This is a genomic window from Shewanella sp. Scap07 (assembly GCF_013394145.1).
Lineage (GTDB): Bacteria > Pseudomonadota > Gammaproteobacteria > Enterobacterales > Shewanellaceae > Shewanella > Shewanella waksmanii.
The window spans coordinates 659,523-683,069 of record NZ_CP041329.1; the positions used below are offsets into that span (position 1 = coordinate 659,523).

Consider the following 23,547-nt stretch of genomic DNA (forward strand, 5'->3'; position numbering starts at 1 on the left):
GACGTCTAAATGGCTAAAATTGGTTGACGAGGGCCACCACCTTCGGTACATTTAGACGTCCAGACATCTCTTAGGTGTCTATTTTCATATTTTAGGAGTAGATGATGACAGAGCGTAAATTGGCCACCGCAGCAGTACGTCGAGGTATTGAGTCCGATACTCAGCACGGTGCAGTTGTACCGCCTATTTATCTTTCTACCAACTACTCATTTGATGGGCATAAAAATCCACGCGATTTTGACTATAGTCGCTCAGGTAACCCTACCCGTTGTATTTTAGGTGATGCCATCGCCGAACTGGAAAAGGGCGCGACTGGCGTTGTGACCTGTACAGGTATGGCTGCCATTACCCTAGTTACTAGCTTATTGGGGCCAGATGATCTGCTGGTGGTTCCCCATGATTGTTATGGTGGCAGTTATCGACTGTTTACTAATTTGGCCAAAAAGGGCGCGTTTAAATTAGTGGTTGTCGATCAAACCGATGAGGCTGCATTAGCCGAAGCCATTAGTAAAAAGCCTAAAATGGTGTGGCTAGAAACCCCCTCTAATCCGCTTTTACGTGTTGTTGATATTGAGACGATTGCCCAGGCCAGCCACGACGTGGGAGCTCAAGTCGTTGTTGACAACACTTTCCTTTCGCCCATCCTACAGCAGCCTTTATTATTGGGTGCTGATATTGTGATCCACTCAACCACCAAGTATATCAACGGCCACAGTGATGTTGTCGGTGGTGCCGTGGTGGCTAAAGATGCAGAAGTGGGCGAGTTACTGCACTGGTGGTCAAATACCTTAGGTTTAACTGGATCTGCTTTTGATAGTTACCTGACATTGCGCGGTATACGCACCTTAGCCGTGCGTATTCGTGAGCACCAAGCTAATGCAGAGAAAGTCCTGGCCGTATTAACACGTCATGATGCGGTTGATACTGTGTACTACCCAGGTTTGCCTGATCACCCAGGACATAAAATTGCGGCTAAACAACAAGCAGGCTTTGGTGCCATGCTCAGTTTTGAATTAAAAGGTGGCGAAGCGCAACTTGTTGCCTTCCTGGATGCGTTAAACTATTTCTCTGTGGCCGAAAGTTTAGGCGGTGTGGAAAGCTTAGTGGCTGTGCCTGCCACCATGACACACCGAGCGATGGATGCACAGGCGCGCGCAGAAGCGGGCGTACACGATACCCTCATCCGTTTATCTGTCGGTATTGAAGATGGCGAAGATTTAGTGGCTGATATCAGCGCAGCGTTAGATGCCGCCAATGCGGCTAGTTGTTAAGCTCGTTTAGTAGGAGTAACAGATGACACGATGTCATTTACATAAATTTGGTGGTTCTAGCCTAGCTGACGCTGATTGCTATCGCCGTGTCGCGCATATTTTGCTGACTCATGGTCACAGCGATGATTTAATTGTGGTATCAGCAGCGGGCAAGAGTACTAATTTTCTCTATAAACTGCTTACGCTACGTGACAATGGTGAACTGTGGCAAGAAGAGCTGCAGGTGCTGATGAGTTATCAGCAAAACCTGATTGAACAACTGCTATCCAATGAGCAAGCCCGCAGCCTACGTGAACGTTTAGCCACCGACAAAGCAACGCTAATCAGCTTGTTGTCATTAGAGCGCTTAAGTGAATATCAAAGCAACCAAGTGGTGAGTTTTGGTGAACGCTGGTCGTCTTGTTTATTGGCGGCATTGCTACGTGAATCTGGCGTGGCGGCTGTTGATGTAGACGCGCGCACTTTACTCGTGGCTGATGAAGCAGCGGTGCCGCAAATTCGGTTGCAAGAGTCGAAAGACAAAGTGCAGGCCGCGCTGAGCGCTCACCCCAATCAACGAATTGTAATCACCGGATTTATTTGTGCCAACGACAGTGGCGATACATTACTGCTAGGCCGTAATGGCTCAGACTTCAGTGCCACATTGTTAGCAAGCTTAGCGGATATTGAACGCGTCACTATCTGGACCGATGTGGAAGGGGTGTTCAATGCAGACCCTAACCGTATCAATGATGCCAAACTACTTAAGAGCATGTCGTTAACCGAAGCTAACCGTTTAGCGCATTTAGGCTCTCCTGTGCTGCATAATCGCACCTTACAGCCGCTGTTCGATACAGAGGTTAGCTTAGCGGTACGTTCAAGTTACGCACCGCATACTGACTTTACCTTAATTGCCCCGAAAAGCTCGCAAGCAAGTGCGCCTGTGGTGACTAGCTTACCTTCAGTGTCATTACTGCAATTAACTGCCCGTGCACCACTGCCACAGCTGCTAGCAAGCTTTGCTCAAGCAGGGCTTACGCCTTTAGCGCATTGGCCGCTCACGCAAAACCGTGTTGAGCTAGCTTTTACCCATGAAAACGAGAAACAAGCGCTGGCAGTGATTGAGTCTAACAGCAACGAATTGGCTGTGAGCGAAGTATCAGTGAAGCAAGATTTAGGCTTAGTGGCATTAGTGAGCGCTGACGCCAATTTGTATCGCCGTGGTTTTGCCCGCTTGTTGAGTCGCGAAGCTCGGCCGCTGTGCAATGATGGCTTGAGCTTAGTCACTTTAGTGCCGAAGTCACAGGTTAACCTGTTGACCCAAAAGGTGCATCGTCGCTGTGCTGGGCCAAGAAAGCGCATTGGCGTGTTGCTGTTGGGTGTGGGTAATATCGGCGAAGCGTGGATTGATCTGTTTAAACAGGCCAGACCTAACCTCAATAAAGAGCTAGAGGCCAGCGTTGAACTCATCGGTTTGCTCAGCTCGCGCAAGGCACTGCTATCAGATACCGACATTGACCTAGACAGTTGGCAACAGCGGTTTGATAGCGAAGCTGAAGCTTGGCAATACAGCCAGTTGTTTGACAAGCTACAAGGCCTAGAGTGCGATGAGATTGTCGCGCTCGATATCAGTGCTAGCGCAGATTTAACCCTGCAATATCCTGCGTTTTTTGCCCGTGGAATCCATGTGGTCAGTGCCAACAAGTTAGCCGGTTCTGGCCCACTGGCGTTTTATCGTGAACTGAAGCAGCAGCTGGGTAATCGTCGCTTATTTTGGCGTTACAATGCCAGTTGCGGTGCCGGGCTGCCGGTACAGCATGCGCTCAATGATCTGCATAACAGCGGGGATTCAATTGAAGCGGTTGGCGGGATTTTCTCTGGCACCCTATGTTGGCTGTTTGAGCATTTTGATGCCAGCAAGCCGTTTTCGCAGTTGGTGTTAGAAGCCAAAGGTTTAGGCATCACAGAGCCCGATCCTCGCGATGATCTCTCCGGCCGTGATATGCAGCGCAAACTGCTTATTTTAGCTCGTGAGATCGGCCATGAAATTGAGCTTGAGGATATTGAACTTAATTCGTTAGTCCCACCCGAGCTGGTTGATATTTCTACTGAGCAATTTATCGAACGTATTGGTGAACTGGATGCGCAGATGCTGCAGCAATTCCAAGCGGCTGCCGAGCAAGATAAAGTGTTGCGTTATGTTGCCTCGTTGGATCAAATCGATGGCGAGCTTAAAGCGGCCGTTGGTATCCAGTGGGTTGATAGGGATCATGCTTATGCCAACCTCACACCGGGAGATAACGTGTTTGTGGTGCGCAGTGCGTTCTACCAAGACAACCCGTTAATTATTCGCGGACCAGGTGCTGGCCGAGAGGTCACTGCGGCTGCGGTGCAGTCGGATCTGGCGCAGATCTGTCGCGATCTACTGCAAGAGTAGCGATACAAACTATTGAAAAGGATGCTGCGGCATCCTTTTTTTATGCCATTTTTCCGCTAAGGTCAGTAATAGCAATCAGTATAAACCAATCGTTGTACTGTCTAATGAATAGATATTTCACCAATCAGGCATTTTTACGCTTGACTTCAACCTCAGTTTCTCTAGTATATGGACATATAGACGTCCAAACGTCCATATGTAATTAAATTAGTCGGTTTGAGGAAAAAGAAATGGCATTTCATCACGCACAACATGCAACGTCGTTAAACCAGAGCTTATCTGAGCTTAATGGTGATATTAATGTGTCATTTGAATTTTTCCCGCCTGCTAATCCAGAAATGGAAACCTTACTGTGGAACTCAATTCGTCGTTTAGAGCCGCTAAACCCTAAATTTGTGTCAGTGACCTACGGCGCAAACTCTGGCGTACGTGATAGAACCCACGGGGTGATTGAGCGTATCCAAAAAGAGACTGATCTGGTTGCCGCGCCTCACCTAACATTAGTTGATGCCAGCGATGAAGAGCTGATTGAGTTGGCGAAACATTACTGGAATTCTGGTATACGCGATATTGTTGCTTTGCGTGGTGATTTACCTGATGGCAGCCCTAAACCGACGCGTTTTGCCAATGACCTTGTGCGCTTGTTGCGCTCGGTTGCTGATTTTGATATCTCAGTTGCTGCATACCCAGAAGTGCATCCTGATGCCACCAATGCCCAAGCGGATTTGATTAACCTCAAGAAGAAGATTGATGCTGGTGCTAACCGTGCGATTACTCAGTTCTTCTACGACGTTGAGTCATACCTACGTTTCCGCGACCGTTGTGTTGCCGCTGGTATTGACGTGGAAATCGTACCTGGCATCCTGCCGGTTACTAACTTTAAGCAATTGAAGCGCTTTGCAGGCATGACTAATGTGTCGATTCCTGGCTGGTTGCATAAGCAATTTGAAGGTTTAGATGACGACCCATCGACCCGCGCGTTGGTTGGCGCTAACGTGGCGATTGATATGGTTAAAGTCTTGTCGCGCGAAGGCGTGAAAGATTTCCACTTTTACACCCTAAACCGAGCCGAACTTACCTACGCAATTTGCCACACTCTTGGGGTTCGTCCAGCTAAATAGCAGGCATTTTGAATCTATGAATACTCAAACCTCGCCACCGTGCGAGGTTTTTTGTCTCTATCAAGGTTGGTTGAATGGCATTACTCCTAAGCGGTTAATATCGATACTCTATACTTATCGACTATGAACCGCCGCGGTGCTCAATCAACTTGCTAACAATGGATTAGCTTAAGGATATTATGTCATCATCAATATGTCCGTTATGCCAGCAAGATAACCGCTGTGCCTTAACGCAGCAACAGCCCGCTGCACAGTGTTGGTGTATGCAGCAAACGTTTCCAGCTAAAGCGACACTGGCCGGGCGTAACTTGCCGTCACAGCAGTGCTTATGCCAGTCTTGTGTGCAGAGATTACTTGAAGAGGCCAGCCAAGGGATTAAACGCTTAGACTAAGCAAAGCCATCTTCACTGGGTGCAGGCTGTTGACATATTAGGGCTGGGTCACCATGTTGATTAACACTTGTTAAGACTATTTGTGTTGGCCTCATGCCCAAGTTGACTTACTATCAATTGAGTAATACCTAAAGGGACGATGATGAAAAAGTTAATGTTAGCGATGATGTGTGGCGGCGCACTGATCGGCTGTGAAGATGCCGCCAAAGCGATTGATGATGCGCAACAAGCTGCCAATGAAGCGGTAGATAGTGTTCAGCAGAAAATGGAAGCTATCGACCTAGAACAGTTTAACTTAGATGAGCTGAACCTCGGCCAATTTGGTGATGCTGCAGATAAGGCCAAAGAGTTAGTTTCCAGCGTGCAGGAAGCGCTCGAGTCTGATCTGGCTAACCCTCAGGTTGTCACCGAAGCCAAAGAGCATATCGCCAACGCTTACCGTTGCTTAGTGGACGCATCATCGGAATCAACGGCTGAAAAGATCATCAATGAGGTTACCGCCTCCATTAGCGATGAAAATGCACTGAGCTTGATTGAGAAAAGCGTCGAAAAAGCCGAGGCAGCCAAAGAGTGTGTGATGTAAAGCCCGTCACACATCGCAACCGGTTAGTGAGTTAACAATATTGTGGTAACTCACTAATATAAAATGATGATGTTAACTTGGTTGTGCTAAACAGTAGCCCACTTGCTCAGCAATATAATTGGGCTCCAATGGCTTGCCTAGCATCAATTGATGGTTCAATAGGCCAAGTAGTAAGGTGTATAACGGCGCTGAATGTTCAGCGCTAACGTAGTCGGATAGCAATCTAAGATACTTGTCATTGGCGATGTTCATACAGGGATCATCGCTGACATTGTCTAGGCCAATCACTTCCATATAGTCCGCAACCAGTTTCATTTCTTGAAAAAATCTCGGCGCGAGCATTGCGAATAAACTGATAAAGTTGTCGACTCTTTGTTGTCGGGTGGCATCCGCTGTCAAGACTGGGCTTGCAAATGCGCTGGCATCATAATTAATGATCGCTTCTGTGGCCGCAATAAACAGCTCATCTTTGCTTTTGTAGTAATGATAAACCGCACTCTTACTCATACCGAGGTATTCGCATAGCTGTCGCATGCCCACGTTCTTATACCCCTGTTGCAAAAATATCTCAGTGGCTTTCATGGCGATATGTAGGCGTTTCTCATTGTGGTCGACGATCTTTGGCATAGCTGAGCTCTGTGCTGACATAGGTGCGGAAGTTCGGTGATTATATCAGTATTATTTATTTAGACCGTTCGGTCAATAAAACTTTACTCCGGTCAATTTTCACGCTACCTTAAAAAGACCGCATGGTCTATTTAAGGTGAGAACATGAAAATTGAGTGGTCAACTCCGCCATTACGTAAGGGTTTTAACGCCAACATTGATAAATTAATCGGTCCTGGGGCAACCGCTGCAGAGAAGTATTTGCAGTCGATTGTGCCGCTACTGGCAGCGGGCGTGCTGTTAGCCTGTGTTTATCTAGGTCAATGGGATTGGCAAGTTTGGCAAGTGATTGTCGCCGTGATATTAACCGTGGATATTGTCGGTGGAATTATCACTAATGCTACATCGACGGCAAAACGCTGGTTTCATCGAACTGGGCAAGGATTGTGGCAGCATATGCAATTTATTAGCATCCACTTTGCACAGCTAGCGTTATTTAGCTGGGCGTTTTTGCAGTTTGACTTCCAGTGGGTACTGGTTGCGGGCGGTTATATGCTGCTGGCGAGTATGGCGATTTTATTAACCAACTTGTACTTACAACGGCCTGTGGCGCTGATCTTTTACGCGGGCAGTATTGTGCTTTCAAGCTACTACTTAACCGTGCCAGCTGGGCTGGAATGGTTTTTACCGCTGTTCTATCTCAAATTGTTGATAAGCCATCTATTGCGCGAAGAACCTTATCGGCCTAATGCAGAGTCACTTTGACCCATAGGAACATATTTATGTTAGATAAACCGCGGATTTTGGTTGCCGGTGCCAGCGGCTATTTAGGCTCACATATTGTCAAATACTTGCTGAATACCGATTACGAGCTTAAGGCATTGGCAAGATCGCCCGATAAGTTACGCGCCTTAGGGCTCAATGAGCAACAGATTATCAACGCACAGGTGACGCAGCCGAGCAGCTTAATGGGCTGTTGTCAGCACATCGATGTGGTGATCAGTTGCATTGGAATTACTAAGCAACAAGATGGTTTGAGTTACCAAGAGGTGGACTATCAAGCCAATCTCAACTTGCTTAACGAAGCAGAACAAGCCGGGGTAAAGCAGTTTATCTATATCTCAGCATTTAACGCCCCGCGATACCCTCAGGTGCGTTTATTGGCCGCTAAAGAGCGTTTTGCGCAGCGATTGCTAACATCAAACCAATTGCAGCCGTGTGTGATTAGACCCAATGGCTTCTTTTCCGATCTACAGGAGTTTTATCACATGGCAGACAAGGGGCGGGTATATCTGTTTGGTGATGGAGAGATGCAACTTAATCCTATCCACGGAGTGGATTTAGCCAAGTTTTGTGTTGAGGCAATGGCCTCAACACAGCAACAAATTGATATCGGCGGTCCACAGGTGTTGTCGGTCAAGCAGATTGCCGAACAGGCATTTGCTGCGCAAGGAAAGCAGGTTAACATCTGCTATATTCCCGATACCGTTCGGCGGGTAGCCTTATGGATGATAAAACACTTGCCGGAAAAGTGGGTCGGCCCGCCGGAATTCTTTTTGACTATGATGGGGGACAACGCGGTCGCGCCTGCGACAGGCAAGCGCTACTTAGCGGATTACTTTCAAGCATTAACCCAACACAAGCGTTAACCTATCAGTACTTTATTAACCGCTGATTAGTTGAAAGTGGGCTGGGCCTTGGCAAGTTGATATTTGAGCCAAGTAATAGCCAAGGCATTGCCCTGTGGTTGACCACGGAAAACCCGAGTATTAAGGCGATCCACTTGGCGTACGGTATAGAAAGCCGGTGGCAATTTAGGTTCAACCGGGGCGTGGCCGACGACAGCGGTGGCAATCAAGTTGGGCGATGAGGCCATGCACAGTTGTGCTTCATAGCTATAGGTGTAGTGGTGACGTTTATCGATAAGTAAGCCGTAGGGACCACTGAAAATTTGTTCTAGGCACTGATCAAATTCTGTGATCATATCTAAATCAATCTCAACGCCATCATTGATGGTGACTGACGCAATATTTTGCTCTATTTTATTAATTTCACAGCCAAAACTAAGCTGGTACATATGGCCTCCTTGCCTACCCAAATAGGTAAATATGCTATTTGTTGTCGTCAATTCGTATGATGATATAGGGTCTTTTAGTATAGAACAGCTTGTATATTGAGCAACCATGTAAACCAAAGTATTAGCTTAGGGTCATTTAAGATGTTGTTTAAGCGAAAAATAAAATATGCAAAAAACTAGCGATAGCATCGACACCTTAGTGGTTGGCGCTGGCGTCGTGGGATTGGCCATTGGCGCAGAGTTGGCCAAGCAAGGTCGCGAGGTGGTGGTGGTTGAACGATTGCCGCAGTTTGGCATGGAAACCAGTAGCCGTAATAGCGAAGTGATCCATGCTGGGCTGTATTATGCGACTGCGAGTCTCAAAGCTCAGCTTTGTGTTCGCGGTAATCAGTTGCTTTACCCGTATTGTCAGCGCAACCAGGTTGGCTATCGTCGGTTAGGCAAACTAGTAGTCGCGCAGCAAACCACGCAATTGCCACAGCTAGCGGCATTGCAGCAACAAGCACAGCGCAACGGGGTGATGGACACTCAGCTGCTGACTGCTGAGCAAGTGCATGCTAAAGAGCCAGCGATTAACGCTTGTGGTGGATTGTGGTCACCCTCAACTGGGATTATCGATAGCCACGGCTTTATGACCAGCCTGCTGGGGCAGCTGCAGCGCTATCAAGGGCATCTGGTTAGCCAAACAGAGTTCATCACAGCAAGGCCGTTAAATGACGGATTTGATGTTGAGCTTGAAACTGATGGCGAGCGCTATCAATTGCATTGTCGCGAGCTGATTAATTGCGCCGGACTGTGGGCGCAAAGTGTATCGCAGCGCATAACCGGGTTAGCATCGACGCATATTCCTCAGGCCTATTGGTGCCGTGGCCACTATTTTAGTTATCAGGCACCGTCGCCGTTTAAGCATTTAGTTTACCCCTTGCCACCTAGTGATGGCAGCGGTTTGGGTATTCACAGTACTTTGGATTTGGGTGGTCAGCTTAAGTTTGGCCCAGATACCCAATATATCGATGTGAACCCTGATCTGCCGGTAGATTATGCTATGCCCGCCGCGTTGCAAGAAAAGTTCACCCAGGCAATTAGCGATTATTTTCCCCAGCTTGATGGCAGTAAATTAGTTCCGGCGTACAGTGGCGTGAGGCCCAAACTACATAATGGCGCAGGTAATGGTAGCGATGATTTTATCATTCAAGGTGCCCAAACCCATGGATTAAACGGTTTGGTTAATCTGTTTGGCATAGAGTCGCCGGGGTTAACCGCATCATTAGCGATTGCCGAATATGTCGCTCGGTTACTTGATAAGTGACAAGTTAGGTTTTTTGGCAATTAACCACTGTTTTGCAGCACTCACTTTAGCGCTGCCTTTGGCACTCAGCTGCTGGCTTAAATTACTAACGGCAACATGGGTTTGGTGTTTGCGTAAAATAAACTTACGTTTTGTGGTGAGTTTACCGGTTGGATCACGCAGCAGCTGGCGGTAATACACGTTGAGCTGGCGTCGCTTTCTCGCCTCTTTATAGAAAGCCTGTGTATCAATCTCATTGTGTAAGTAGTCGATGACGACCTTACTGAGCATGCCCATTTTATTCAGTACACTTGGGACACGATGACCCACGCCCGGCAGGCGTAAGAACTGCACCACATTGCTAAAACGGCGACAATGGTGGTGATCAGCAGGGTAGAGCGAGTCGCAAATGACGGTGAGTGGAATGTCACAAATCGCGGCGTCATTATGGGGGCCTTGCCAGTTTGGATGCGCACCATACTGCTTAACTTTAGGCTCTTGCGGGGCAAGCTCGGCATTCATTGAACTGACAGGCATCATCATCAGTGCCCTATCAAGGCCTAAACGCTTCGCGTGTAATCCAATGGCAAAACAACCGCGGCTAGAACCGTAGGCAATTCGCTCTGGAAAAACCGCTAAGCACTCGCCTAAAGCGCTGAAAATGTCCATACAAGCTTGGCTTTGGTAGAAGTTCTGTTGGCCATTATGGGTGATAGATAGCACATTCATTTTGCGTGATTTTAGATAGTCGAATCCCCACAGATTCTGCTGCATATCCATACGGTCGGTACCGCTATTGCCAGGCGCAAAGCACAGCACCACAGGTTTACTGAGATCAACAATATGATATTGATAACTCATATCGCAGCTGTCGATACGTACATCTTCATGCAGTGTTAACATGTTAATCAGTCCTTGCGAATGGCCTTGGCTAAATTGCGGCCGCCATCCTAAAGACTTAATTTGAGTTGTTAAGCTTTGTTACAGCTAAAATGTGATCTGGATCACGTTAAAAGTCACTAGGTTAAACAGTTGTTATTTATTGTTTTTATGTTTGATTTGCTTATGTTTTGTACAAGTTTTGCTTTCGTGTTTATGTTGCATTATTGCCTACACAGGTCGGGTGTTAAATCTAACAGACATTGCCTTAATGCTTTTTCCGGTAGTGGAATAGTGCGACTTGCTGGTACAACAGAGGTTGAGCAGTGGGATTTGTCTGGCAACAAAAAAGGAGCCATAAGGCTCCTTTTCTTTTGCTCTAAACTGATTAAGTTTAAAGATTAACCATTGTCGCGGCTGCTATTGCCTTTGCGGTGAGAACGCTTTTCACCGCCACCAGGGCGACGGTCACGACGATCACCAGACGGCTTACGTCGGCGTGGTGGTCGACCATCGTTTGAGTTCGATACGTTCTCTGTGCCAGAGGCTTCACGAATGTTCAATGGACGACCGCACACGCGCACTTTCTTAAGGTGCTGTAATACATCTTTTGGCATGCCGTCAGGCAGGTCAATCGAGGTCATTTGGTCGAACAATTGGATTTGACCAATATAGCGGCTGTCGATATTCGCTTCGTTAGCAATTGCGCCAACGATGTTACCCACACCAACGCCATTATCACGACCCACATCGAGTACGTAGCGGCACATTTTCACATCTGGGTTATCTTTAAGCGACTCAGCTTTACCGATATCCGTTGGCGTAGTACGACGATTGCGGTCACGGCTGTTACGCTCATCACGGCTATCACGTTGACGCTCTTGGATTGGAGGCAGTTGTAGTGGACGCTCTTTCTGAACTTGCTGTAGCAACGCGGCTGCAAGCAGATCAGTATCGATTTCCAGCTGTTGGCACAGTTGTGCAACGGCATCTTTCATGAAATCGAGATCGGTATTAATAGTTTCAGCGACTTGCTCACCTAAACGAGATAAGCGACGCTCGGTCACAGTCTCTGGGCTAGGCACGTTCATTGGCGAAATACGGCTCTTAGTGGCACGCTCGATGGTGCGTAGCATACGCATTTCACGGTGAGTCACAAACAAGATTGCCATACCGGTACGGCCAGCACGACCTGTACGACCAATACGGTGAACGTAAGCTTCAGTATCGTATGGGATATCGTAGTTAATTACGTGTCCAATACGCTCAACATCTAGACCACGTGCCGCAACGTCAGTTGCGATAAGGATATCTAGCTTGCCACGCTTAAGCTGCTCAACGGCACGCTCACGGGCTTGTTGGTTCATGTCACCGTGTAGTGGTGAAGAAGCGTAACCGCGGGCTTCCAGCTTTTCTGCTAGTTCAACACAGCTGTTACGAGTACGTACGAAGATGATAATCCCTTCAGTGTTTTCCACTTCAAGAACGCGTACTAATGCTTCAAGCTTATTGTGTTGTGACACTTGTACAAAACGCTGCTCGATTGATTCAACCGTAGTATGGCTGGCCGCGATGCTGATATGCGTCGGCTTATCGAGGTACTTGTTAGCAACACGCTTGATTTGCTCTGGCATGGTTGCCGAGAATAAAGCAAGTTGGCGCTCTTGTGGGGTGTGCTCTAGGATCCACTCGATATCGTCGATGAAACCCATTTTCAACATTTCATCAGCTTCATCCAGTACCATAGCTTGTAGTGTTTCAAGCTTAAGCGTTCCACGACGCATATGGTCCATAACACGGCCTGGTGTACCGACAATAATTTGTGGTCCACGGCGCAGTGCATTGAGCTGCTGGTGCATGCTTTGACCGCCATAAATTGGCAGTACATGCAGACCTTTCATGAATTTTGAATAGCTACCAAACGCTTCGGCAACTTGCACAGCAAGTTCACGAGTAGGCGCAAGGACAAGAATTTGTGGGGCATTCTTAGTAGCATCAATCGCATTAAGTAGCGGTAAGGCGAATGCGCCTGTTTTACCGGTACCGGTTTGCGCTTGACCAAGAATATCTTTACCTGCCATTAATGGATCGATACTGGCAGATTGAATTGGCGTTGGCTTTTCGTAGCCTAGCTCGTCAAGAGCACGCAACAAAGGCTCGGCAAGACCGAGTTCGCGGAAAGTTTTTTCACTGGATGACATGGGTTGTAGCCTTGTGGTATAACAAAGTGCGTTTGATGCACTTACAGGTTCTATAGACAGAAAATCAACCCCGTGTCGACTTCCCGCACCGAAACTTATCAGTAAGCCCGCTAGTATAACAATAAACTTCAATATTCGCCATCTAAAAAAGCACGTTTTGCTTGTAATTTAAACCAATCAATAAATAAATCAATTAAAAACAATGTGTTAAATATTTCAATTTTAATGCCAATTTGTAGCTTATGAGTTATTTTGTAGAAGATAACTATCAATAATTACCAGTTGGTAGACAGATTCGGTGACAGCCGCCAGAAATGTGATATCTATCTTGTCAGCGGTGTCTGAAGGTTGATGGTAGTCACCATGAGTGGGCACGCCAAAGTACAGCCAAGGTACATCGGCACGGTGGAAAGGATAGTGATCTGAGGCACGCAACCAATCAATTTTTTCGATGCTGCGCCCCGCCAATGGTGCACGATGGCTACGAATACAAAGCCCTAATGGCTGGCTGATCTGCTGTTTTATGCTGGTAAACTGTGCAAAGTTACGTCGGCCTTCTAAGTAAATAGCATGCGGGCGATCTGGGCGACCTATCATGTCGAGATTAATAGCCAGTTCAATATCGCTAAGGGCTATGGGTGAATTTGTTTGGCTTAACTGCTCCACTAACGCATAGCTGCCAAACAAGCCGGGCTCTTCGGCATCAGTGGCAACAAACAGCACATTCACGTCACTGGCTTGCTGTGAGATATGGGCGGCGAGCGCGAGTAAGGCAGTAACGCCTGACGCGTTGTCATCGGCGCCGTGGTGTACCTTGCCCGCTTTTTCACCTAAGTGATCATAGTGGGCCAAAATGATCCGCCAAGGTTGTTTAGGTCGCTGTGCATAATGGGCCGCAATCAAGTTAGTGCCAGTTTTGCTGCTGAAGTTTTGTTGATACTCAAAGGGATGACTGAAACTGCCTTGCCAAGGGCTGAGACCTGCTGATTGAAAACGCTCGATAATGTATTGCTGCGCTTGCAAGGAGCCCGCTGTACCGGTTTTACGCCCTTGCATGGCGGGCGAGGCGAGTTGCTCAATATCGGTTTGCAGTTGCTTGGGTTGTGTCCATTGCAATTGAAATTCGGTCGGGCAGGGAGGACGGCTGGAGCAACCCAGTAAGGTACTCATACAGCATATGAGTAGTGCGCCTAGTATCCGTGGTCGATACCTGCAGATCCCCATTGTCACTATCTCCTTGTTATACCAAATGGTTATACGCACTGTTATTGCTTCAGTGTAGCGACTAATTGGTAATAAGGGAAAGTGATTGGTTTTCATCAGCCAGATGAGGGGGGGGGTATTCAACTTTCGCCTCCAGCAGGGGATTTGGTTTTCATCTGCCCGATGAGTTGGTGGGAGAATTTCGCCTCCCCCGGCGGGGGATGTGTAGATGCTTCTGCGACTCGCCCTTATTTTTTCAGATCTGCCCATCCATGGGGGCTCTGCCGTGAGCATCTGATGTGAAAGGATTCACAAATGCCGCGGTGACATGGATGTCAAAGAGCGGTCATGTCACGGACGGTCTCAGCCGCATCTACACGGGATTAATTGCTTCTTCGAATTAACGTTATTGGTTCAAGCTGAGGGCGGTTTTTCTTTGTAGCGTTGTGTAGGTACTATTTCGGGGCGCCTATTTGTTTTTAAGAGAGTCCATCCATAGCCGCTTAACGAAAACATCTGATGTGAAGGGATTCATAAATACCGTGATGACGCTCCCCTTGGGAATAAGTTTGCTTAATAAGCCATTATTTGGAGCTATACCAGAAAAAGCCAATACCTATTATCATGGGGTTTTCATTATCAAGGATGATAATTATGACCTGGACAAAACGCAGTGCTGTTGCCAGCGCGCAACAACCGCAATCTCCCTATAGTCTAATGGGGCTCGACCAGCAAATGGCTTTAGAGCATGGTATTCAACTGCCTAATGACTTTAATACTCAAAAAGTAGAATTTAGTTACCAAGCCTTGGTGATGTTAAAAAGCCTCAATGACTATGACCAACGTCTAGTGATTAAGGAGATACAGTTTATTAGCTTGCACCCTAGCGCTGCTTCATCCATCAAACAAAGCCGCAACCCGTTTAGGCATATGCGCCGCACCGATATCCCGTTTCGCAACTATCATTATTTTATCGATTACAAATTAGCAAGTTCAGGGCAAATACAAATCAGCGATATTTTGTTTGATAAGCAGTTATATGGTAAAAAGGATCGCCATACCGATGAGCGCACTATGCTGTATCAAGTGCAAAGGACTGGTAGCGGTGCCAAATATGACGGTGCTAAAACGAGAGATGAAATACAAGAACTGACTGCCGAATGGGGAGGTGCAGCACCTAAAACTCAAGTACATACCCCGCATGCGGCAGTCAATGGTATGCTCAATGAGTTAACTAAGGCGCAGTGGTTAATGGGCACCCATTTAGACACCGCCTACCAAAGTGACGTCATTAAAGCCTATACCCTGTTTCATAACCCCAGCGATAAAGCGGTGCGGGACTTAATTGAGTGCGCGTTTGATAAAAAGCACAGTAACACCTCCCACAATGCCCAACACTTGGCCGCAGTACTGAAACAAAACCAGCAGCAAGGTAAAAAGGTTAAATGGGTGGCCCATAGTCAAGGGGCGATTATTTTTTTATCGGCGTTGCAGTATTACCGGATTAACTACCAAGGTGCTCTTACTGGGCAGGAGCTGGCGATCCACGGTAGCGGCGCCAATGTAGCAACATTAGTACACACGGCTAAACAGTTAGGCTTAAAAACCCATCAAGCGCGCAATAACCCCTTTGATGCGGTGCCCAATATTGCCGGTAGAAACGATTTATCTAGAAGTAGCTTTGCCCGATCTGTTAAGTTTGCTAGCGCGTTATTGGCTGATCCGGGCGTGAGCCCTCACACCTTGCCTTATTTAGGGATAAAAACCTATCATCAACAGTTGTTGATGATAGGTGACCATAAGCGTGCTGCGCAGGTTAAAAAGTATATTAATCAAACAGAGCGGAGCCTCTCATGATGATGAAAAGATTACTTAAAGCCCTATGGCAAGGCTTTTTGGGCGGCGCTGATTTTAATCAGCAGGTGACCGAGCGGTTTATTTTAGAAGATAAACTGCTCACCATTACTTTACCCGCCAGTAATATTGCCTCTGTTGAGCCGCCAAAAGAGATTAATTATCCATATCGTAATCGCCACTGGTTTAGTAAGCAGCAAAGAACTCACACCCATGAGACCTATGTGCACGTTTACACTGAGTTATGGATGTACTTACCTATTATTCCTATTTTACCAAGCTGCGAATACGGTATGTTGAGTTGTGTGTTCAGGGTTAAACAAACCCCTGAAGGGATTAATGCGCTGGATAATCAGGCGTTAGGGGACTGGCTTAACCTTGAATACGATGAATATTATAATCACCCTGAAATTGGGGAAAAATTGCAGGGAAGGAATACTGAGTTACGCCAAGAAATGAGTAAACATACGACCTTATCTGATGAAGTGATGGCTGCACAGTTGGAGGGGTCAATTAATAATTGGGGTTTTCCTCCCATTCCCGATGCCAGTACTGTCAAGATTAAGGGGGTTGAATGGGTGTTTCATCAATTAGTGAAACCGTATGAGTACAGTCGCACAGACATGTATTGTCTGGGGTTGGATGAAAACCACTTTTTAGTGGTGCGTTTTAATCACCGAGTGGATCGCTCAGATAAATACAAGAAGTGGCGCAAGGCGGCTAATAAAACCCAGCAACGGGTGATGGAGCAGGTGTCGTTGACTGACTATGCGCCCCAAGCGTCAACACCGCAGTTAACTGATGGCACACTTGATAAGCCCTTCATTACGACCGCAAGCGCTAAAGCAAACACCGTTGTAGAACAGGAAACCGCTTAATGGGTTGGCTGAAAGCCCTATGGCAAGGCTTTTTGGGCGGCGCTGATTTCAATTATCAGGTGACCGAGCGGTTTATTTTAGAAGATAAATTACTCACCATTACTTTACCCGCCAGTAATATTGCCTCTGTGGAGCCGCCAAAAGAGATTAATTATCCATATCGTAATCGCCACTGGTTTAGTGAACAGCAAAGAACTCACACCCATGAGACCTATGTGCACATTTACACTGAGTTATGGATGTACTTGCCAATTATCCCTATTTTACCTAGCTGTGAATACGGCATGTTGAGTTGTGTGTTCAGGGTTAAACAAACCCCTGATAGGGTCAATGCGCTGGATAATCAGGCGTTAGGGGACTGGCTTAACCGTGAATACGATGAGCACTATAACCACCCTATAGAGGGTGAAAATTCACAGGGAAGAAATACCTATCTAAGAAAGGATATGAGTAAACATACGACCCTTTCTGATGAAGTGATGGCTGCACAGTTGGAGGGGTCAATTAATAATTGGGGTTATCCGCCTATTCCCGATTCCAGCCCTGTCAACATTAAGGGGGTTGAATGGGTGTTTCATCAATTAGTGAAACCGTATGAGCACAGTCGCACAGACATGTATTGTCTGGGGTTGGATGAAAACCACTTTTTAGTGGTGCGTTTTAATCACCGAGTGGATCGCTCAGATAAATACAAGAAGTGGCGCAAGGCGGCTAATAAAACCCAGCAACGGGTGATGGAGCAAGTGTCATTGACTGATTATACGCCCCAAGCGTCAACACCGCAGTTAACTGATGGCACACTCGATAAGCCCTTCATTACTACCGCAAGCGCCAAAGTTGATACCGTAGTAGAGCAGGAAACCGCTTAATGTGTTGGCTTAAAGCGCTATAAAAAGGAGATATGTGGGGGTCAGTCTCAACTTCATTCGAGTCTTTTGATTTACTCACCTTAAGTCTACTTATAGGCTTCTTGCACTAGCATTTTTGTGCCTAAAACTCAGCAGCAACTAAAATGCCAATTCGAAGAGATAATTTACCCAGTGTAGATGCGGCTGAGGGTGTTGGTGGCATGGCCGCTCTTTGACATCCATGTCACCGCGGCATTTGTGAATCCATTCACATCAGATGCCACCGTCAACCGGCCATGAATGGATTCTCTTGAAAACAAATAGGCGTCCCGATATAGCATCTGCACATACCCCGCTGGAGGCGAAAACCAACACGCTACTCATCGGGTAGATGACTGCCAACTCCCCGCTGGAGGCGAAAGCCTGCCAGCTCTCAGCAGGTTATCAATAATCCCATTTAGTAACTGTTTAGACAGCAGCAACAAGCACACTTAAATCGAAGAAACAGTTAACCCAGTGTAGATGCGTCTGCGACCTTCGACCACAGGACGTGGTCGCAGAGCCCCCATGGATGGGTTCACGGCGAGTCGCAGTCACATCTGCACATCCCTCGCCGGGCAGGCGAAATACTCCCCGTGATTCATCAGGTGGATGACTACCAATCCCCGCTGGAGGCGAAAGTTTGCCCTATAGTCATCAGTGGGGATGACAATCATCCCCACTGATGAAGGAAAAGCAGCTTAACCAAGCAAAGGTTTCAAAAACCTCGCTGTATGCGAAGTCGGATGCTCCGCCACTTGCTCTGGGGTACCAGTAACCAAAATGGTGCCACCACCTGAGCCGCCTTCTGGGCCTAGGTCGACAATCCAATCTGCGGTTTTGATAACATCTAAATTGTGCTCGATAACCACCACAGTATTGCCATGGGATTTGAGGCGATGGAGTACATCAAGCAGTAGTTGTATGTCGGCAAAATGTAGGCCGGTTGTGGGCTCATCTAAGATATACAGGGTTTTACCTGTGTCACGTTTAGACAGCTCTTTGGCTAACTTGACCCGCTGGGCTTCACCACCGGATAAAGTGGTGGCACTTTGACCAAGGCCGATATAAGACAAGCCAACTTCCATCAGCATTTGCAGTTTGCGGGCGATGGCGGGCACTGCATCAAAAAATACTCGGGCTTCTTCAACGGTCATTTCGAGCACTTCGTGGATGCTCTTGCCTTTGAATTTAACCTCAAGCGTTTCGCGGTTGTAGCGCTTACTCTTACAGCTATCACAGGGCACATACACGTCAGGTAAGAAGTGCATCTCAACTTTAATTAAACCATCACCCTGGCAGGCTTCACAGCGTCCGCCTTTGACGTTGAACGAGAACCGGCCTGGTTTGTAACCACGGGCACGGGACTCCTGTGTGGCGGCAAACAGTTCACGAATAGGCGTAAAAATACCTGTGTAGGTAGCCGGGTTAGAACGCGGTGTTCGGCCAATGGGGCTTTGGTCAATATCGACCACTTTGTCACAGTGGTCCATGCCCTTAACCTCTTTATAAGGCGCGGGTTCATCGACCGTGGCGCCGTTTAGCTGGCGATGGGCAATTTTGTAGAAAGTATCGTTGATAAGCGTTGACTTACCTGAGCCTGATACACCGGTGACACAGGTAAATAGGCCCACTGGAATTTGCAGATCCACATCTTTGAGGTTGTTGCCTGATGCGCCAAACAGCTCAATAAGTTTGCTGCCGTCGTACTTCGCCACGCTTTCATGGATCTCAATCTTCTTTTTGCCAGAAATATACTGGCCGGTGACCGAGGCTTTGCAATCGGTGATCGCTTGTAGCGGCCCATCACAAATCACTTCACCCCCATGTACGCCAGCACCGGGACCGATATCGATAATATGGTCGGCCATGCGGATGGCATCCTCATCGTGTTCAACCACAATTACGGTGTTACCTAAGTCGCGTAAATGGATGAGGGTTTTCAGTAGGCGCTCGTTATCACGTTGGTGCAGGCCGATTGAAGGCTCGTCCAGTACGTACATCACGCCGACAAGCCCGGCACCAATTTGGCTGGCGAGGCGAATGCGCTGCGCTTCACCGCCTGATAGGGTATCGGCAGAGCGCGATAAGCTCAGATAGTTAAGACCGACATTGACCAAAAAGCCCAAGCGATCGCGCACTTCTTTGAGGATCTTTTCCGCAATTTGCGCACGTTGACCACTGAGCTGTAGCTGACTGAAATAGTCCATCGCCTCGCCAATTGACCATTGGGTTAGCACCGGCAGATTTAAGTCTTCAATAAATACGTTGCGGGCTTCTTCGCGCAAGCGCGAACCGCCACAACTATTACATGACTGGGTGTTGATGTATTTGGCCAGCTCTTCACGTACCGCATTCGATTCGGTTTCGCGGTAGCGTCTATCCATATTATTGAGGATGCCCTCAAATGGATGTTTACGTACCACCACATCGCCACGATCGTTAATGTACTTAAACGAAATGCTCTCTTTGCCCGAGCCTTGCAAAATAATCTGTTGGACTTTTTTACTCAGATCTTTAAACGGCTTTTCAACATCAAATTTATAATGTTCAGCAAGCGAGCTTAACATCTGGAAGTAATAAAAATTGCGTCTATCCCAACCGCGGATTGCGCCGCCGGCCAGTGACAGTTCGGTATTAGTGATCACGCGATCAGCATCAAAAAACTGCTGCACGCCAAGGCCATCACAGGTTTGGCAAGCGCCCGCTGGGTTGTTAAACGAGAAGATGCGCGGCTCAAGTTCCGCCATTGAATAGCCACACTGAGGGCAAGCAAAGTTGGCTGAAAACAGCAGTTCTTCACTGCTACCGGCTTCCATTGGCGCGACGGTGGCGATGCCGCCAGAAAGTTCTAGCGCGGTTTCAAATGACTCGGCTAAACGTTGGCTTAAATCATCACGCACTTTAAAGCGATCGACCACCACTTCAATGGTGTGCTTAACGTGCAGTTCAAGCTCTGGAGGATCGGTGAGATCGCAGACTTCGCCATCAATACGGGCACGGATAAACCCTTGGGCAGAGAGGTTGTCCAGCAGTTTGACGTGCTCACCTTTGCGATCATTGACCACTGGGGCGAGTAACATCTGACGGCTGCCTTCCGGTAACTCCAGCACCTTATCGACCATCTGACTGATGGTTTGTGCCGCTAGCGGTTGTTGATGGGTTGGACAGCGTGGTTCGCCGACACGGGCAAACAGCAGTCGCAGATAATCGTAGATTTCGGTAATGGTTCCCACGGTTGAACGTGGGTTATGGGACGTGGACTTTTGTTCAATTGAAATGGCGGGGCTCAAACCTTCAATATGATCAACGTCGGGCTTTTCCATCAAGCTTAAAAACTGACGTGCATAGGCCGACAATGATTCAACATAGCGACGCTGACCTTCGGCGTAGAGTGTATCAAAAGCCAGTGATGATTTTCCCGAACCCGACAAGCCAGTGATCACAATAAGCTTGTCTCTGGGTATGGTTAAATTGATATTTTTCAGGTTGTGGGTTCGTGCGCCACGTACTTCAATGGTGTCCATCTAAATCGTCAATCCTACCGAAAACAAAAGAGCGTAATTATCGCACAAAAGCAGGAATAGATCCTATCTAAACGTGATCAAAATCATGTCATGACCCAGCCAGTTTCCTATAGGTGCATTAGATTTAGATTTTCTTTTGAGCTGCCTAAATGCTTCGTGATAACATGCGCCACTTATTTATGTATTCAGATCAGGGCGGGAAATGGCTAATAACGGACTTTCAAAGACTGAGAAAAAAGTCGCCTTTTCGTTAGCCAGTGTATTTGGTTTGCGCATGATGGGCTTGTTTATGATCATGCCTGTCTTTGCACTTTATGGTCAGCACCTCGAAGGCTTTTCACCTTTGTGGGTGGGTATTGCTATTGGTGCTTACGGCTTAACTCAAGCACTGTTACAAATTCCAATGGGCATCTTGTCCGATAAGTATGGCCGTAAACCGATCATTATGGCCGGTCTGTTGTTATTTGCCGTTGGTAGTGTGGTGGCCGCGATGGCTGACACGATTTACGGCGTGGTAGCAGGGCGGGCGATGCAAGGCATGGGGGCGATTGCCGCTGCGGTACTGGCACTGGCTGCTGACTTAACTCGTGATGAACAACGTACCAAAGTGATGGCCATTATCGGCATGTGCATTGGTTTCTCGTTTGCACTATCACTGCTAGTTGGCCCTATTGTGGCACAAACCGTTGGACTGTCTGGCCTGTTTGCCATGACGGCAGGGTTAGCGCTAGTGGGCATGTTGATTGTGCAGTTAATGGTGCCCACACCCATTAGCCAAGCGCCAAAAGGCGACACGGTCGCTACCCCCGCTAAGCTAAAAGCCATGTTGTTTGACCCACAACTGTTTCGCCTCGATGCGGGCATCTTTATCTTGCATTTAGTGCTTACCGCCGTTTTTGTGGCGCTACCGCTGGACTTAGTCGATGCCGGTTTAGCCAAAGAAAAACACTGGATGTTGTATTTCCCCGCCTTTATGGGCGCGTTTTTCTTGATGGTGCCGCTGATTATTATTGGCGTGAAGAAGAAAAATACCAAAGCGACCTTTCAAGTGGCGCTGATGATCATGATGTTGGCATTAGCGGCAATGGCGATGTATGCCAACAATTTAGTGGTGCTGAGTATTGCGGTGGTGTTGTTCTTTACCGGCTTTAATTACCTAGAAGCATCACTGCCTAGCTTGATTGCCAAATTTTGTCCGGTTGGTGATAAAGGCTCGGCGATGGGCGTTTATTCAACCAGCCAATTTTTAGGGGCATTCTGCGGTGGTTTATTAGGTGGCGGCGCCTATCAATTACTGGGCGCAGCCGGTGTATTTGCCGTGGCATTTGTACTAATGGCATTGTGGCTAGTATTAACGATTGGCATGAAAAATCCCGTGCTATTAAAAAGTTATACACTAGAAGCTGTGGTTGAAGGTAAAGCCCAAGCACAGGCGATGGCCACAGAGCTATCTCAGCTAAAAGGGGTGGCCGAAGCCATTGTGGTGCTAGAAGAAAAAGTCGCCTATTTAAAAGTAGATGAGCATTTCGATTTGAGTGAGGCGCGAGCTGTGTTAGGCTCTGTCAATTAACTCATGTTGGCGTGTCCCATGAGTATGTATATTAGATTTTGAAAGAATATCGCAGGAGATTTCAATGGCCAGTCGTGGTGTCAATAAGGTAATTTTGGTCGGTAACTTAGGGAAAGACCCTGAAGTACGCTACATGCCAAATGGCAATGCCGTAGCCAACTTTACAGTGGCTACCAGTGAGTCTTGGAAAGACCAACAGGGTCAACAACAAGAACGCACAGAGTGGCACAACATCGTGATGTATCGTCGCTTAGCCGAAGTGGCTGGTGAGTACTTGAAAAAAGGCTCAAAAGTTTATTTAGAAGGTAAACTGCAAACCAGTAAGTGGCAAGATCAGCAAACGGGTCAAGACCGCTATAAAACTGAGATTAATGCGAGTGAAATGCAGATGCTAGATAGCCGTGGTCAAGGTGGTCAAGGTGGTCAGCAAGGTGGCGGTGGTTACGGTCAACAGCAGCAAGGTGGTGGTTACAACGCACCGCAACAGCAGCAACGTCCAGCACCACAACAGGCTGCACCACAAGCTAGCGCTCCACAACAGAGCGGTGGTTATGGTCAACAGCAACCTGCAGCGCCAGCGCCACAACAGCAAGGTGGTTACGGTCAACAGCAGCAAGCTGCCCCTGCAGCACAACCTGCTTACGCGCCTAAGCCACAAAATGCACCAGCAGCGCCACAGCAGCGTCCAGCGCCGCAACCACAGCAACAAGCAGCGCCGCAGCAAAACTTTACCCCAGATCTTGACGATGGTTGGGATGACGATATTCCATTCTAGGAATTACGTCCGTTATTGC

At 47.6% G+C, this 23,547-nt stretch carries 19 protein-coding genes; 13 read left to right on the forward strand and 6 right to left on the reverse strand.

Annotation, left to right across the window (positions count from 1 at the left end):
• Positions 1-104: 104 nt before the first annotated feature.
• The 5 genes from metB (at position 105) to FLM48_RS02915 (ending at position 5,783) form a co-directional block, all read left to right on the forward strand.
• Positions 105-1,271 carry a cystathionine gamma-synthase gene (gene metB, locus FLM48_RS02895; protein ID WP_179026250.1) on the forward strand — a complete coding sequence of 389 codons (1,167 nt, stop codon included), beginning with the start codon at positions 105-107 and terminating at the stop codon, positions 1,269-1,271.
• Between the two features lie 22 nt (positions 1,272-1,293).
• On the forward strand, positions 1,294-3,687 hold the full coding sequence (locus FLM48_RS02900; protein WP_179023335.1) for a bifunctional aspartate kinase/homoserine dehydrogenase II: 2,394 nt from the start codon (positions 1,294-1,296) through the stop codon (positions 3,685-3,687).
• 230 nt (positions 3,688-3,917) lie between these two features.
• Positions 3,918-4,808 carry a methylenetetrahydrofolate reductase gene (gene metF, locus FLM48_RS02905; RefSeq protein ID WP_028773711.1) on the forward strand — a complete coding sequence of 297 codons (891 nt, stop codon included), beginning with the start codon at positions 3,918-3,920 and terminating at the stop codon, positions 4,806-4,808.
• Positions 4,809-4,987: 179 nt separating this feature from the next.
• Entirely contained in the window at positions 4,988-5,200 is a 213-nt protein-coding gene (locus FLM48_RS02910; RefSeq protein ID WP_051484603.1) for a cysteine-rich CWC family protein, read from the forward strand.
• 139 nt (positions 5,201-5,339) lie between these two features.
• Positions 5,340-5,783: a hypothetical protein gene (locus FLM48_RS02915; protein WP_218645324.1), complete on the forward strand. Its 444-nt coding sequence runs from the start codon at positions 5,340-5,342 to the stop codon at positions 5,781-5,783.
• 72 nt (positions 5,784-5,855) lie between these two features.
• Here the strand turns inward: FLM48_RS02915 and FLM48_RS02920 are convergent, their stop codons facing one another.
• Positions 5,856-6,410 carry a TetR/AcrR family transcriptional regulator gene (locus FLM48_RS02920; RefSeq protein WP_179023337.1) on the reverse strand — a complete coding sequence of 185 codons (555 nt, stop codon included), beginning with the start codon at positions 6,408-6,410 and terminating at the stop codon, positions 5,856-5,858.
• Between the two features lie 144 nt (positions 6,411-6,554).
• Here FLM48_RS02920 and FLM48_RS02925 point away from each other — a divergent pair, with 144 nt between their 5' ends.
• On the forward strand, positions 6,555-7,154 hold the full coding sequence (locus FLM48_RS02925) for a hypothetical protein (protein ID WP_179023338.1): 600 nt from the start codon (positions 6,555-6,557) through the stop codon (positions 7,152-7,154).
• Positions 7,155-7,171: 17 nt separating this feature from the next.
• Entirely contained in the window at positions 7,172-8,038 is an 867-nt protein-coding gene (locus tag FLM48_RS02930; RefSeq protein WP_179023340.1) for an SDR family oxidoreductase, read from the forward strand.
• Between the two features lie 26 nt (positions 8,039-8,064).
• Here FLM48_RS02930 and FLM48_RS02935 read toward each other — a convergent pair whose 3' ends face one another.
• The gene (locus tag FLM48_RS02935) at positions 8,065-8,466 is read right to left on the reverse strand and encodes a hypothetical protein (protein WP_028773706.1); all 402 of its coding nucleotides are present in this window, start codon (positions 8,464-8,466) and stop codon (positions 8,065-8,067) included.
• Positions 8,467-8,632: 166 nt separating this feature from the next.
• Here FLM48_RS02935 and FLM48_RS02940 point away from each other — a divergent pair, with 166 nt between their 5' ends.
• Complete coding sequence (locus FLM48_RS02940) at positions 8,633-9,775, forward strand: NAD(P)/FAD-dependent oxidoreductase (protein WP_179023342.1); 1,143 nt, start codon at positions 8,633-8,635, stop codon at positions 9,773-9,775.
• On the opposite strand, the gene FLM48_RS22665 is transcribed toward FLM48_RS02940, so the two are convergent.
• The 3 genes from FLM48_RS22665 to FLM48_RS02955 form a co-directional block, all read right to left on the reverse strand.
• A complete protein-coding gene (locus FLM48_RS22665) occupies positions 9,761-10,657 on the reverse strand; it encodes a hypothetical protein (RefSeq protein ID WP_256871027.1) in 897 nt (298 codons plus the stop codon). The genes FLM48_RS02940 and FLM48_RS22665 overlap by 15 nt on opposite strands.
• A 377-nt stretch (positions 10,658-11,034) precedes the next feature.
• Entirely contained in the window at positions 11,035-12,834 is a 1,800-nt protein-coding gene (locus tag FLM48_RS02950) for a DEAD/DEAH box helicase (protein ID WP_028773703.1), read from the reverse strand.
• A gap of 240 nt (positions 12,835-13,074) precedes the next feature.
• On the reverse strand, positions 13,075-14,181 hold the full coding sequence (locus FLM48_RS02955) for a M28 family peptidase (RefSeq protein ID WP_256871028.1): 1,107 nt from the start codon (positions 14,179-14,181) through the stop codon (positions 13,075-13,077).
• Positions 14,182-14,691: 510 nt separating this feature from the next.
• Here FLM48_RS02955 and FLM48_RS02960 point away from each other — a divergent pair.
• From FLM48_RS02960 to FLM48_RS02970, 3 genes are read left to right on the forward strand one after another with little or no spacing between them, the layout of a single operon-like run.
• Positions 14,692-15,894 carry a hypothetical protein gene (locus FLM48_RS02960; protein WP_179023344.1) on the forward strand — a complete coding sequence of 401 codons (1,203 nt, stop codon included), beginning with the start codon at positions 14,692-14,694 and terminating at the stop codon, positions 15,892-15,894.
• Positions 15,891-16,769: a hypothetical protein gene (locus FLM48_RS02965; RefSeq protein ID WP_179023346.1), complete on the forward strand. Its 879-nt coding sequence runs from the start codon at positions 15,891-15,893 to the stop codon at positions 16,767-16,769. Before FLM48_RS02960 ends, FLM48_RS02965 begins: the two co-directional genes overlap by 4 nt.
• On the forward strand, positions 16,769-17,638 hold the full coding sequence (locus FLM48_RS02970; RefSeq protein WP_179023348.1) for a hypothetical protein: 870 nt from the start codon (positions 16,769-16,771) through the stop codon (positions 17,636-17,638). Before FLM48_RS02965 ends, FLM48_RS02970 begins: the two co-directional genes overlap by 1 nt.
• Positions 17,639-18,357: 719 nt before the next feature.
• Here FLM48_RS02970 and uvrA read toward each other — a convergent pair.
• A complete protein-coding gene (gene uvrA, locus FLM48_RS02975; RefSeq protein WP_179023350.1) occupies positions 18,358-21,183 on the reverse strand; it encodes an excinuclease ABC subunit UvrA in 2,826 nt (941 codons plus the stop codon).
• A 202-nt stretch (positions 21,184-21,385) separates the two neighbouring features.
• Here uvrA and FLM48_RS02980 point away from each other — a divergent pair, with 202 nt between their 5' ends.
• Positions 21,386-22,753: an MFS transporter gene (locus tag FLM48_RS02980; protein WP_179023351.1), complete on the forward strand. Its 1,368-nt coding sequence runs from the start codon at positions 21,386-21,388 to the stop codon at positions 22,751-22,753.
• A 64-nt stretch (positions 22,754-22,817) separates the two neighbouring features.
• A complete protein-coding gene (locus tag FLM48_RS02985; RefSeq protein ID WP_179023353.1) occupies positions 22,818-23,528 on the forward strand; it encodes a single-stranded DNA-binding protein in 711 nt (236 codons plus the stop codon).
• Positions 23,529-23,547 lie beyond the last annotated feature (19 nt).